Here is a 12,804-nt window from a genome sequence, read left to right as displayed (position 1 = left end):
GAGAAACCGCGACGGACCCGCAGCCGCCACCGCACCCCGCGCCGCCGAGCCACCATGCGCCCCCTACTCCCCCCGCCACCAGGACAACAGCCGCGCCCACCCGTTCCTCGGCCGCCCCGCACGCTCGCCCTCCGTCGCCGCCGCCTCCGGCTGCACGGCGGGCGCGGCGGGGCGCGGCTCCGGCCCCGGCGCAGCCGCCGGCGGGAACGTCACCGGCAGGGCGGTGAGCGCACGGTGGAACGGCCCGGGACGCCACTCCAACTGGTCGACGGGGACCGCCAGTTCTATGTCGGGCAGGCGGTCGAGGAGCTTCTCCACCGCCACCGAGGCGATCAGTCGGGCCTCGCTCTGGGCGGGGCAGTTGTGCGGGCCCGCACTCCACGCCAGATGGGCCCGGTTGCCCGCCCGACGCTCGCTCGTCAGTGCCGGGTCGGTGTTGGCGGCGGCCAGCGAGACCACGACGGGGTCGCCGGCCCGCAGCGGCGCACCCTCGTACACCACGTCCCTGACCGGGTAGTGCACCGCGTAGTTGGCCATCGGCGGGTCGGTCCACAGCACCTCGTCGAGCGCGTCCTCGACGGGCAGGCTGCCGACGGACAACTCGCCCGCGAAGCGGTCGTCGGACAGCAGCAGCCGCAGAGCGCCGGCGATCAGGTTCTGCTGCGGCTCGGTGCCGCCGCCCATCAGGACGACCATGCTGTGGACCATCTCCTCGTCGGTGAGCGCCGCCGGGTGCGCCGCCAGCCAGGAGGTGACATCGGGGCCGGGTGTGCGCCGCTTGAGCCGGACCAGGTCGAACAGGGTGGTGGTGAGCAGTTCGTTGGCCCGCTCGGCGTCCACGCCGTCGAAGATCCCGGACATGCCCTCGACCAGCTTCAGCCCGTGGCCGGTGGGGCAGCCGAAGAGGTGGTTGAAGACGAGCAGGGGGATGACCTGCGCGTACTCGCCGAGCAGATCGGCCTTGCCGGTGGGCGCGAACCGGTCGACGAGGGTGTCGGCGCTGCTCTCGACGTAGCCGCGCAGGGTGTGGGGCTCGACGCGGGCGAGGCTGTCCGTGATGGCACCCCGCAGCCGCCGGTGCTCCTCGCCGTCGGTGAACAGGGCGTTGGGCCGGTACATCATCATCGGCACGACGGGGCTTTCCATGGGGACGGTGCCGTCGGCGAGGTCGTTCCAGCGGCGTGGGTCCTTGGAGAAGGTCTCGGTGCTGCGCAGCACGTGCAGTGCGGCGTCGTACGAGGTGACGAGGGTGGCGCGGACCCCGGGGGCGAGCTCGACGGGTGCGGTGGGCCCGTGTGCGCGCAGTCGCCGGTAGACGGCGGCCGGGTCGGCGGCGAAGGCGGGGCCGTAGAGGGGTTCGTGGGCCGGGCAGCCCGGGGGCGGGCCGGACGGCGTCTCGGGGGTCACGCGTGCTCCAGTTCGGCGTCTCGGCTCAGCAGGTACTCCACGAGCGCGATCAGCGCCCGGGTGGAGGAGTCGGGATCGCGGGCGTCGCAGCGGACGAGCGGGGTCTCGGGCAGCAGGTCGAGGGCCTCGCGCACCTCGGTGAGGTCGTGCACGGGGGCGCCGTCGAAGTCGTTGACGGCGACTGCGTACGGCAGGCCCAGATCCTCCAGGGTGCCCATCACGTCGAAGGAGTGGGACAGCCGGCGGGTGTCGGCGAGGACCAGCGCGCCGAGGGCGCCGCGGGTCGTCTCCTCCCAGAGCCGGGCGAAGCGCTGCTGTCCCGGGGTGCCGAACAGGTAGAGGACCAGGGACGGGTTGAGGGTGAGGCGGCCGAAGTCCAGCGCGACGGTGGTGGTGGTCTTGTCGCGGGTGCCGGCGAGATCGTCGACGAGGGCGCCGGCCCGGGTCAGGACCTCCTCGGTGCGCAGCGGCCGTATCTCGGAGAGCGTGCCGACGAACGTGGTCTTGCCGACCGCGAAGTGCCCGACGACGAGCAGTTTGAGCGCGCGCTGCACGGTCGGCCGCAGATACACGTCGTCAGAGGCGGGCACGAAGCCCATCGAGGACCTCCTGGAGGATGCCGGCATCGAACCGCCGGACGGCCGAGGGGCGTTCACCCTGCTCGAAGGGGTTCTGGAAACCGGGGGACGGCGCGCGGGTGACGATGTGGCCGCTGTCCATGAGGTCGGCGACCAGCACCTTGGTGACGCTGACCGGCAGCCCGAGGTGCCCCGCGACCTCGCCCAGGGAGAGCGCGCCGGGCCGGCACAGCTCCATCACCCGGCGTTTCTCCGGGTTCAGCCCGGTGAGCGGCAGATCGGCGGCGGCGGACAGCAGCGTGATCAGATCCAGGGTGTTGCGGGTGGGGCGGGCGCGGCCGTCGGTGACGACGTAGGACCGCACCAGACGCCCGCCGGGCCGGGGGCGGGGCGTCATGTCCGGCTGCCCGTGGTCGGCCTGGCCGGGGTGGACAGCTCCTTGCCGAGCCGGTCGACGAGTTTGTGCATGCGGTAGGTCACGGACTCCATGTCCACCTCGACGCCGGTGGAGACGGCGAGGTGGGCGCCCTCGCCGGCCGCGACGAGGAAGACGTAGCCGTGCCCGAACTCGATGAGGGTCTGCCGCCAGGGGCTGGTGGACGGGCCGCAGAACTCGGCGGTGCTGCGGCTGATCGACTGGAGGCCGGAGAGGCCGGCGGCGAGGCGTTCGGCGTCGTCGCGGTCGATACCGGCGGAGTGGGCGCGGAGCATGCCGTCGGCAGAGAGCAGGATCGCGTGCCGCGCCTCGGGCACCTTCAGTACGTCGTCGAGCATCCAGCCCAGCTCGTTGGTCGTGGGCTCGCTCATGCGTGGGGGGTCCCTTCGTTGTCGTGGGGGGTGGACGGTCCGGGGGCGACGAGGTCGTCGTCGAGGATGCGCCCGGCGGCCCGGCCGAAGCGGGTGCCGCGGGCGAAGGCGCCCATGATGCGGGCGTTCTCCTCGGGTGAACGGCCGGGCGGCTCCTCGGACTCGAAGGGTTCCGGCTCCAGGGCCATCCGGCGGCTGGGGGTGCGGCGGCGGCGTTTGGGGAGACCGCCCTCGGTGGTGCCCTCGGTGACCGCCGGGCGGGGCGGGGCCTCGGGCGTGGGCGCCGGGCGGGGCGGGGCCTCGGGGGCGGCGGGCTCCAGGTGGGTGAGCAGCGCGGCCGGCAGGAGCGCCACGGCGCGGACGCCGCCGTAGGGGGAGCGGGTGTCGACGGAGACGCTGAACCCGTACCGCTGGGCGAGCACTCCGATGACGGCGAAGCCGAACCGGGGCGGGTCGCCGAGGCGGGTGACGTCCAGGGCCCGGCGTCCGCCGAGCAGCCGGCCGGCGCTCTCGACGGCCTGTGCGTCCATGCCGACGCCGGCGTCGTCGATGATGACGCAGGCGCCGTTGTGCACGGACTGCACGGTGACCTCGACGGTGGTGTCGGGCTGCGAGTGGCGGGCGGCGTTGTCGAGCAGTTCGGCGATCGCGAGGACGACCGGTTCCACGGCGCGGCTCTCGACAGCGATGTCGACCTGGCCGTTGACCCGGATGCGCCGGTAGTCGCGGATGCGGGAGGTGGCGCCGCGGACGACGTCGATCAGCGGGGAGGTGGCGTGCTGGCGGCCCGGCCAGGATCCGCACAGGACGGCGACGGCCTGGGCGCGGCGGCCGAACTGGGCGTTGGTGTGGTCGACCTCCAGCAGGTCGCGCAGGACATCGGGGTCGTCGTGCCGGTCCTGCATCTCGGCGATGGAGACCTGCTGTTCGTTGGCGAGGGCCTGGAGGGAGCGCATCGACGCCTGCAGGGCGGCCTTCGCGGACCGGTCGGCGCGGGACCGGGCGTGGTCGACGGCGAGGGAGAAGAGGGCGAGGACCTGCTCCACATGCTTGCCGAACTCGGTGGCGGCGATCCGCGCGTCGCGCGGTCCGATGCCGGAGACGTCCTGGCCGGGGTGGTCGGCGAGGGCCGGCAGCCGGACCGAGACCAGGTGGCGCAGCTCCTCCTCACGCGCCCGGACCTCGCGGACCAGGTCGGCGTGGCGTCTGCGGTGCCGCGCGGTGATCCCGTGCTGGCGCAGCAGGAGCACGGCGGTGGCGAGCAGGGCCGCGGCCAGGCCCCAGGTCACCGCCTGCGGTATCTGATCGGTCATGAAAGTCCACGTGTCCTTACGTCCTCAAGTCCCGGAACGTTCTCAGGTCCCGGACGGTGAACGCGGGTTGACGGAGCGCCCGACGATAGTGAGGCGGCTCCGGCGGGTCTTCCCTTGACGCGCAGGGAAGTTGTCACAGGGCGCATGAGTGGCGCAAGGGGCCGGGACGGACCGGTCGATCTTCCCTCCGGGAAAGCCGGACCGACCGCCCGGCACGGCAGTCGCTTGCCGCGCTAGGGTGCCCCCACGGCCGATCGGACTCCAATCGTGCTTGATCATGCACCAGTTGAAGCTTTTTCCGTCAGGGATCGTATGAGACCGCAAGGAAGCCGTCGGGACCGATGACCGGGAGGAGTGGCGTTGCCCGCGGGTAGCTATGCCGTCGACGCGCTGAACACCGAGGAGCTCGATCCGCGGGAGCGGGCCGACTTCTGGACCGAGCACATCGGCTCTTACCACTCCCGGATGGGCTTCAGATACGCCCGCGCGGAGAACTTCCTGGGGTGGACGGTCCGGCAGCGCACCGACACGTATCAACTGGTGAAGTACCGCTCGGACGAGATCGAGTACAGCCGGACCCGGCACCAGGTGCGGCAGGACCCGGACGAGGACTACCGACTGCTGCTGCCCCTGGGCGGGGAGATCGTGTTGCGGCAGGACGGTGAGGAGGCGCGGCTGACGCCGGGGACGGGGGCGCTGGTCTCCTTCGCCTCGCCGTTCCAGTGCGTGCAGAGCGACGCCGTCGACGCGTTCATCCTCACCATTCCGGCCCGCGAGGTGAACGGCCGGCTGGGCTGCCGGTCGCCGGTGGCGGCCGGGCTGGACCTGAGCAGGGGCCTCGGCCGGATCGTGGGTTCGATGCTTACCGGTCTGCACGAGGAGCGGGAGCATCTCACCGACCCTGAGTTCGACGCCGTTTCCGACCGGGTCGTGGAGCTGGTGTGCATGCTGGCCGCCGGGGACGACCGCCCCGATGTGCCGGGGCAGCTGGGCGAGGTGGAGGCGATGGTCCGCCGCTATGTGCGCGAGCATGTGGCCGACCCGAACCTCACGGGGACGACGGTGGCGCGTGCCCTCGGCTGGTCGCTGCGGCAGATACAGCTCGCGTTGCAGCAGGCGGGCACCACGCCCCGCGAGCTGATCCGCGAGGAGCGGCTGCGGCTGGTGCGGGACCGGCTGCTGTGCGGCGAGTGCGAGCACGTCTCGATCACCGACCTGGCCTATGCCGCGGGGTTCTCCTCGGCGAGTGCTCTCAGCACGGCCTTCCGGCGGCGCTACGGGGTGAGCCCGAGGGAGATGCGGCAGAGTCCGCGCTGACCGGCCGGCACGCAGGCACCCGGCGAGAGGACCGTGCGGCGACCCCTTGCAGCTCTTCCCTTTGGAGGTTTTCCGGCCATCCGTCGACACGTCGCTCACAAGCCACACGGCGGGGGCACGGAATGCGCCGGATGTCGGACGTCTCCCGTCAGATGTCTCGATTCCTAGGATGCGGAACTTGGCCGAGATTATCCGCAAGTGGTTGCCACATCAGAGGGTTGTCCCGATTGAGGCCGGACCGGGTCACGTGATTTACGTCTCATCACGCGCCCGGTCCGTCGGCGGGTGCCCGGCCCGAGCGGCGCCCGGCCCGTCATCTACTGCGGCTGCCCCGGGAACGCGCCCGCGCCGAGCCGCTCGAAGCGCTCCTGGACGTTGGCGGCGAAGGCCTGCTGCTCGGGGCCGGCGAAGGCCTGCCCGGTGACGTTCATGGCGACCGTCAGCACACCGCTGATGGGCGCGCCGGGCGAGGTACGCACGGGGGTGCACAGGAAGTCGAACTCCTGGGGCTGAGGGTAGTCGTACGTGCCGAGGTGCGCGCGGGAGAGGGTTGCGGCACGGCCGCTGTGGAAGGCGTCGTCCATGGCGTTGAAGACGCCGACCGCGTCCAGATGAGGCAGGGCGAGGCGGCCCGGGCTGAACTGCGGGACCATGCCGAAGGCCTGCCCCTGCTTGCCGTTGGCGTAGCGCAGCAGGTGGTTGGGGCCCTCGGTGAGCATGATGGGGAAGGGGGCCCCGTCGAAGACCGCGAACAGTTCCTGCTGCTGGGCGAGCAGGCTGTCGCGCAGTTTGAAGTCGGCGAGCAGGGTCTCGGAGAGCTCCTGCATGGCCTCGCGTATCCGGCGGTCCCACTGGCGGGGCTCGAAGTCGGCGACACAGAGGGTGCCGAGGATCATGCCGGTGTTGTCGCGCAGGGGGGTGCCGAGGTACGAACGGACGCCCAGGTCGTTGACGAGGGGGTTGCCCTTGAACCTGGGGTAGTCGAAGACGTCGTCCAGGGCGAGCTGGGACCCCTGGGCGACCACATGGGGGCAGAAGCCGTAGTCGCCGGGCGCCTCACGGGACAGTTCGCTCAGGTCGAAGGGGATGGCCGGGCTGTCCGGGCCGACCTTCTCACCGGGGGACGAGGGCGGGATGTACATGCCGCGGAACATCTGCCGCTCGTCGTTGATGAAGTTCACCATGGCCAGGGGCGAGCGGGTGAAGCTCGCGGCGAGCCGGGCCACCCGGTCGAAGGTGGCTTCCGCTTCCACGCTGTTGAGGCCGAGCACCTGCAGCCGTAGCCTGCGCTGTTCGCTCGCGCGGAGTGCCTGGTCGGATGAGGTCAGGGGATCCATACCGCAGATGAAAGCAGAATCCAGGACTCCGCGGTTCACCACGGCCGTTAATTTCTGTCCCGGATGCCTCACAGACAACGGTGGTCCCTCTAGGCTGACCTGATGGACAGTGCCACGGACGGCCCTGACGGACCCCCTGCCTCACGGGCCCCGCCCTGCCGGCCAACCCGGGAGCCTGTCCAAATTTCTCCGAGTTTCAACCTTCGGCGATCACTTCCCGCCAAACCTTGAACGACAATCAAGCGGAAACGATTTTGCGTACGACAATCGTGCGATGGTCCGGTTTTCGACGGTCGTGCGTGCGCTTCCGGCTGAACGAGAGGGTGTCGAGCGGTGGGGCGAGTGCGGTTCGGGCTGCGGACCCCCGGTCTCACATGTGGGCTGGAACACGCTTCCGCCCAAGACGTTTTCGCGCCAAGATCCACTGAGCGCACAGCGCCGCAGTACAGCATCCGGGACGGTCGGCCACCGTTCCGGTTAGGGACCTGTCGACGACAGGTCCCGGGGCCTGTCGTCGACAGGCCTGAGTGAGGGCGCCCTGCCCCGCTGTTCCACGGGGGACCCGGTACGAGGACGTCCGGGTGGCCACTTCAGACTCGTGAACCTGAAACATGCTCACCATCCGCCGGACTCGGCGCCCCCGGGGACACGTGGAGGTCGAGCGCGCCATCACACAGGCACATCGACGCAACTGCGAAGGAGAGGTCCGTTGAAGAAGTCGGACGTGGACGCACGGTCCGTGGCAGTGATCGGCATGGCCTGCCGACTCCCGGGGGCCGCCGGGACCGACGAACTGTGGAAGCTGCTGCGCGACGGCGTGGACGCCACCAGCGAGACCCCACCGGAACGTTACGACGTGGACGCCCTGCACGAACCCCGGCCGGGCCCCGGCAAGTTGGCCAGCAGGCGGGCCGGATATGTGGAGGCGGCGGAGTTCGACGCCGAGTTCTTCGGACTGTCCGCCACCGAGGCGGTGGAACTCGACCCGCAGCAGCGCCTGTTGCTGATGACCACCTGGGAGGCGCTGGAGGACGCGGGCCAGCGGCCGGACGCCCTGGCGGGCAGCCGTACCGGGGTCTTCGTGGGCAACGCCCGCGCCGACTACCTGGAGCGCGCCCTGCGGCTCGGCCCCGACGGGGCGACCGCCGCCCAGCTGCACAACTTCCGCTCGCTGCTGCCGGCCCGGCTCTCCCACTTCTTCGACCTCCGCGGCCCCAGCATGGTCGTGGACACGGCGTGCTCGTCCTCGCTCACCGCCGTGCACAGCGCCGTGCAGAGCCTGCGTGCCAAGGAGATCCCGCTGGCCGTGGTCGCCGGCGTGAACCTCAAACTCCGCCCCGACGAGGGCCAGGTGATGACCGCGGCCGGGGGCATGTCCGCGGACGGGCGCAGCAGGTTCGGTGACGCGAGCGCCGACGGGCACGCGCCCAGCGACGCCGTCGCCGTCGTCGTGCTGAAGCCCCTCGCCGACGCGGTCACCGACGGGGACCGGATCCGCGCCGTCATCCAGGGCAGCGCCGTCGGCAACGACGGCGGCACCAGCGACTCGGTGCTCATCCCCTCCCTCACCGGCCAGCTCGACGTGCTGCGCTGGGCGTACGAGGACGCCGGGATCGACCCCGCCGACGTCGACTACGTCGAGGCGCACGGCTCCGGCTCCCCCGTGTTCGACCCGCTGGAGCTGACCGCGCTCGGCAAGGTGCTGGGCGAGGGGCGCCCGGCGGAGCGGCCGCTGCTGGTCGGCTCGGTGAAGTCGAACATCGGTCACGCGGAGGCGGCGGGCGGACTGGCCGGGCTGATCAAGGCGGTGCTCTGCCTGGAGCACGGCGAGATCCCGGCCAGCCTCCATGTGGAGACCCCCAACCCCGCGGTCGCCTGGGACGAACTGCCCCTGGAGATACCCCGCTCGTCGCGTCCCCTGGGCGACCACGGGCGTCCGGCTGTCATGGGCATATCCGGTCAAGGTTCTTCCGCCCTCAACGCCCATGTGGTTCTGCGTCAGGCCGAGCCCGCCAAGGAGACCTTCACGGAGAGGCTCAGGGCGGTGCTGTCGATCACCACGTATGTGCTTCCGCTCTCCGCCCGGACGCCCGCCGCGCTGGACGCGCTGGCCCGGTCGTACGCGGAGTACCTCGGCGACGCAGGAGCGGGTGCCGGGTACCCGGTGCGGGACATCTGCTTCAGCGCCGCGCTGCGCCGCAGCCACCACGAGCACCGGATGGCGGTGTCCGGCGCCACGCACGCGGAACTGGTGGCCGCGCTCACCGGGACATCGGGCGCGCCCGGCACCTCCGAGGTCGCCGACCGCTATCGCGCGGGCGAGGAGGTGGACTGGGAGAAGGAGTTCAAGGAGTTCAAGAAGGGCGCCCGCTTCGTACCGCTCCCCCACTACCCGTGGCAGACCAAGCGGTACTGGCCCGGTGAGAGCGCCTGCGGCGGCGGGGACCTGGAGGGCGACCTGTCCTCCTGGCTGCTGCGGGAGCACGCCCGCACCGGCTTCGACGACGGCTCCACCCTCACCGAGATCGGCATCGACTCGCTCGCCCGGCTCCGTATCGTGGTGGAGCTGACCAGGCGGTCGGGCCAGGAAGTCGATCCGGAGGAGTTCGGCCGTCTGCGCACGGTCGGCGAACTGCGCGAGTGGACCCGTGAGTTGGAGGCCGCGGCCCGATGAGCTCCCGCCCCGGGGTCGGCACGCCCGATCCGAACAGACCCGGCCCGGTGACGCCCGGCCAGGGCACCGACCCGCAGACCCTGTACGGCTGGTTCGCCCGCTCCGCCGAGGAGTTCGCGGACGAGGTCGCACTGGAGGTCGGGGACCAGCGGCTGACGTACGCCGAGCTGCGACGGCTCGCCGAGGGGATCGCCGCCCGGTTGCTCACCGCCGCGGGAGGTGACCGGCCCCGGCGGATCGGACTGCTGGCGAGCAGGTCGGTCGCGGCGTACGCGGGGTACCTCGCGATCCAGCGGGCGGGGGCCACCGTCGTCACCCTCAACCCGGAGCACCCGGCCGGCCGTACCGCCGAGATCGTCCGGTCGGCCGAGCTGGACCTGGTCCTCACGGACACCGCGGACACCACCACGGAGGCGCCCCGGCTCGTCCTGGACGAGCCGGGGCTGGCGGAGATGGCCTCGGAGCCCCGCCCGGACGCCGAGTGGCCCCGGGTGGGCCCGGACGATCTGGCGTACATCATCTTCACCTCCGGTTCGACCGGGGCACCCAAGGGCGTGCCGATCACCCACCGGAACATCTCCGCCAACCTCGGACATGTGGCGCCCCGCTACGGAGTGGGGCCCGGCAGCCGGATGTCGCAGACGTTCGAGCTGACCTTCGACGGCTCGGTGCACGATCTGTTCGTGGCCTGGGCGGGCGGGGCGACCCTGGTGGTGCCGGCCCGCAGCCAGTTGCTGTCGCCGGTGAAGACCGTCAACAGGCTGCGGCTGACCCACTGGTTCTCGGTGCCCTCGCTCATCGCCTTCGCCTCCCGTCTCGGCACCTTGAAGCCGGGCAGCATGCCCACCCTGCGGTGGACGATCTTCGGCGGTGAACCCCTGCCGCTCGGCGCCGCCCGCGAGTGGCGGGAGGCCGCGCCGAACAGCGAGCTCGAAGTGCTGTACGGGCCGACGGAGCTGACCATCTCCTGCACCCGCTACCGCTTCCCGGCGAACCTGGCCGACTGGCCGCAGACACCGAACGGCACGGCACCCATCGGCAGATTCTTCCCCACCCTGGACTTCCTGCTCCTGGACGAGGACGGTGAGCCCGCCGACACCGGTGAGCTGTGCGTGCGCGGCCCGCAGCGCTTCCCCGGCTATCTGGACCCGGCGAACGACGCGGGCCGTTTCGTCCGCGCCGACGGCGGCCCCGGCACGGTCAACGAGACCGACTGGTACCGCACCGGCGACCGGGTCGCCCTGCGGGACGGGCAGTTGATCCACCTCGGGCGCACCGACCACCAGGTGAAGATCCGGGGCCATCGCATCGAGCTCGGGGAGATCGAGGCGATGCTGCGGGAGCAGCACGGTGTGCGCGAGGCGGTCGTGCTCGCGGTGCCGGCCGCCGACGGCGAGCCGGAGCTGGAAGCCGCCGTCAGCGGCACCGGCTGCGACTCCGGCCGGCTGTTCGCCGGGCTCGGCTCCCGGCTGCCCCCTTATATGCTGCCGCGCCGGATCACCGTCCTCGACGAACTGCCGCTCAATCCCAACGGCAAGATCGACCGCCGGGCCCTCCTCACCGAACTCACCCGTCCCCGCTGACCTTTCCCCCGCCCCGCCGACATCTCCCCGCCCTCCCCGGAATCCTCACCTCCACCCAGAGCGACCGCCCACGACCATGGGGAGCGATGAAGAGGACGCTCCCCGTCCCGCCCCGACCAAGCCCCGTCCCCGCCCACTCGCCCCCCGCCCACCACGACTGCTCGAAGCCGAGCACCCGACCCCCGGCCGGCGCGCCCCCTGGCCCCCCGATTCTCCGATCCCGTCACCCATGAACCCCCGAAGACGCTCGATTCCTCCACCCGCCGCGAACCGCCTCCTCCTCCGGGGTGTACGCGCGCAGCCCGGGGGCGTCCGCACGCGCTTCTCGGGGGTTCTCGCGTCCCCGGAGGGACCGGCCGCGCCCGGCGTGCCGGTCCCCGCACCCCTCGCCGGTGCCCCCACCTCTCCCGCCGGCGCGTCCGCTCCCCTTCCGACATTCACCTATGTAGTGAGGCCCACATGTTCGACGCCATCGTGGTAGGGGCGCGCTGCGCCGGAGCCCCGACCGCCATGCTGCTGGCCCGCGCCGGCCACCGCGTCCTCCTGCTCGACAAGGGGGTCTTCGGCTCGGACACCCTGTCCACCCACCTCATCCATCAGCCGGGGGTCGCCGCCCTCGCCCGCTGGGGCCTCCTCGACGCCGTGCGCGCCACCGGCTGCCCGCCGCTCGACCAGGTGACGTACGAGGTGGCGGACATACGGCTGGAGGGCTGCGCCCGCGGGGTGGAGGGGCAGCGCGCCGCGTACGCGCCCCGGCGCCGGGTCCTCGACCCGGTCCTGGTGGAGGCGGCGGTCGCCGCCGGAGTGGAGTACCGCGAGAAGTGCGTGGTCACCGCTCTGCTGCACGACACCTCGGGCCGGGTCGTCGGGGTGGAGGGCAGACACGACGGACGGCCCTTCAGCGAACGCGCCCACCTCGTCGTCGGCGCCGACGGCATGCGCTCCACCGTCGCCGATCTCGCGAAGGCGCCGTTCACCGTCGAGGACGAACGGCTGACCTGCGCGTACTACGCCTACTACACGGACGTCCCGGCCACGTTGGAGCTCTACGAGAGCCCCGGGTCCTGGGTGGCGGCCGTCGCGACCAACGACGGGGCCACCCTCGTCCTCGCCTACTTCCCCCAGGCCCGCTTCGACGAGATCCGCTCCGACGCCTCCGCGGCGTACCTGGAGCAGGTCCGCACCACCGCGCCCGCCCTCCACGAACGTATCGCGGGCCGCGAGCCGCTGGAGCGGCTGCGCGGGACCGGCGACCAGCAGAACTTCTTCCGGCAGGCAGCGGGGCCCGGTTGGGCGCTGGTCGGGGACTCCGGGCACCACAAGGACTCGATCACCGCGCGTGGAATCACTGACGCGTTTCAACAAGCGGAATCCCTGGCGAAGCACGCGGGTCCCCGCCTCGGCGGCGATCCGGCGGCCCTCGACGCGGCCCTCGACGCCTACGGCGAGGAACGTGACGCCGCTCTCACTCCGGGGTACGAGGCGACCTTGGGGGTTGCCCGACTGGAGCCCCACGAGCAACGGTTGTCCCTGTTGCGGGCCGTCCGGCAGGACCCCGAACTGACGTCCATCTACTTCGACACGGTGGCCGGCATCGGCACGGCGAGCGCACTGTACACCCCCAAGCTGCTGGCCCTCTTGTGATCTTCGTCAACTCCCACCCCTGGGCGTGTGGTTGCTGTCAAGTGGATGCTGACGGTCAGGCACGGGGCCTGATACGGTTCCACACGGCCGCTGACATTTGCCGACAGCGTGTCAAGTCGGCGCACAGGGGGGATGTCGGGCAAC

10 protein-coding genes are annotated in these 12,804 nt (G+C 71.8%); 4 read left to right on the top strand and 6 right to left on the bottom strand.

Annotated features, from left to right (window positions below; genetic code table 11):
- Window positions 1-63 precede the first annotated feature (63 nt).
- Genes ACZ43N_RS01485 through ACZ43N_RS01465 form a run of 5 tightly spaced genes read right to left on the bottom strand, consistent with a single transcriptional unit; the run spans window position 64 to window position 4,105 of the window.
- A complete protein-coding gene (locus tag ACZ43N_RS01485; RefSeq protein WP_468094300.1) occupies window positions 64-1,407 on the bottom strand; it encodes a cytochrome P450 in 1,344 nt (447 codons plus the stop codon).
- On the bottom strand, window positions 1,404-2,006 hold the full coding sequence (locus ACZ43N_RS01480; protein WP_468094299.1) for a GTP-binding protein: 603 nt from the start codon (window positions 2,004-2,006) through the stop codon (window positions 1,404-1,406). The genes ACZ43N_RS01485 and ACZ43N_RS01480 overlap by 4 nt, the downstream gene beginning before the upstream one ends.
- Complete coding sequence (locus ACZ43N_RS01475) at window positions 1,984-2,382, bottom strand: DUF742 domain-containing protein (RefSeq protein WP_468094298.1); 399 nt, start codon at window positions 2,380-2,382, stop codon at window positions 1,984-1,986. Before ACZ43N_RS01475 ends, ACZ43N_RS01480 begins: the two co-directional genes overlap by 23 nt.
- Complete coding sequence (locus ACZ43N_RS01470) at window positions 2,379-2,792, bottom strand: roadblock/LC7 domain-containing protein (protein WP_468094297.1); 414 nt, start codon at window positions 2,790-2,792, stop codon at window positions 2,379-2,381. Before ACZ43N_RS01470 ends, ACZ43N_RS01475 begins: the two co-directional genes overlap by 4 nt.
- Entirely contained in the window at window positions 2,789-4,105 is a 1,317-nt protein-coding gene (locus ACZ43N_RS01465; protein ID WP_468094296.1) for an ATP-binding protein, read from the bottom strand. The genes ACZ43N_RS01470 and ACZ43N_RS01465 overlap by 4 nt, the downstream gene beginning before the upstream one ends.
- Window positions 4,106-4,459: 354 nt before the next feature.
- Between ACZ43N_RS01465 and ACZ43N_RS01460 the strand changes: the two genes are divergently transcribed.
- A complete protein-coding gene (locus ACZ43N_RS01460) occupies window positions 4,460-5,422 on the top strand; it encodes a helix-turn-helix domain-containing protein (RefSeq protein WP_468094295.1) in 963 nt (320 codons plus the stop codon).
- A 317-nt stretch (window positions 5,423-5,739) separates the two neighbouring features.
- Here the strand turns inward: ACZ43N_RS01460 and ACZ43N_RS01455 are convergent, their stop codons facing one another.
- Window positions 5,740-6,759, bottom strand: a complete 1,020-nt coding sequence (locus ACZ43N_RS01455) for a GAF domain-containing protein (RefSeq protein ID WP_468094294.1) — start codon at window positions 6,757-6,759, stop codon at window positions 5,740-5,742.
- A gap of 709 nt (window positions 6,760-7,468) precedes the next feature.
- On the opposite strand from ACZ43N_RS01455, the gene ACZ43N_RS01450 reads away from it, so the two are divergent.
- From ACZ43N_RS01450 to ACZ43N_RS01440, 3 genes are all read left to right on the top strand, one after another.
- Entirely contained in the window at window positions 7,469-9,433 is a 1,965-nt protein-coding gene (locus tag ACZ43N_RS01450) for a beta-ketoacyl synthase N-terminal-like domain-containing protein (RefSeq protein ID WP_468094293.1), read from the top strand.
- Entirely contained in the window at window positions 9,430-11,016 is a 1,587-nt protein-coding gene (locus ACZ43N_RS01445) for an amino acid adenylation domain-containing protein (protein WP_468094292.1), read from the top strand. The genes ACZ43N_RS01450 and ACZ43N_RS01445 overlap by 4 nt, the downstream gene beginning before the upstream one ends.
- Window positions 11,017-11,475: 459 nt before the next feature.
- Window positions 11,476-12,660: an NAD(P)/FAD-dependent oxidoreductase gene (locus tag ACZ43N_RS01440; RefSeq protein ID WP_468094291.1), complete on the top strand. Its 1,185-nt coding sequence runs from the start codon at window positions 11,476-11,478 to the stop codon at window positions 12,658-12,660.
- The last annotated feature ends 144 nt before the right edge of the window (window positions 12,661-12,804 follow it).

The organism is Streptomyces sp. NPDC030814 (assembly GCF_055572155.1).
This window is presented reverse-complemented; position numbering and strand designations above follow the sequence as displayed.

What these genes read in the sequence shown, in the direction of transcription:
- ACZ43N_RS01480 (WP_468094299.1), bottom strand. Translation starts at nt 2,006, where the DNA reads ATGGGCTTCGTGCCCGCCTCTGACGACGTGTATCTGCGGCCGACCGTG.
- ACZ43N_RS01475 (WP_468094298.1), bottom strand. Translation starts at nt 2,382, where the DNA reads ATGACGCCCCGCCCCCGGCCCGGCGGGCGTCTGGTGCGGTCCTACGTC.
- ACZ43N_RS01470 (WP_468094297.1), bottom strand. Translation starts at nt 2,792, where the DNA reads ATGAGCGAGCCCACGACCAACGAGCTGGGCTGGATGCTCGACGACGTA.
- ACZ43N_RS01465 (WP_468094296.1), bottom strand. Translation starts at nt 4,105, where the DNA reads ATGACCGATCAGATACCGCAGGCGGTGACCTGGGGCCTGGCCGCGGCC.
- ACZ43N_RS01455 (WP_468094294.1), bottom strand. Translation starts at nt 6,759, where the DNA reads ATGGATCCCCTGACCTCATCCGACCAGGCACTCCGCGCGAGCGAACAG.
- ACZ43N_RS01445 (WP_468094292.1), top strand. Translation starts at nt 9,430, where the DNA reads ATGAGCTCCCGCCCCGGGGTCGGCACGCCCGATCCGAACAGACCCGGC.
- ACZ43N_RS01440 (WP_468094291.1), top strand. Translation starts at nt 11,476, where the DNA reads ATGTTCGACGCCATCGTGGTAGGGGCGCGCTGCGCCGGAGCCCCGACC.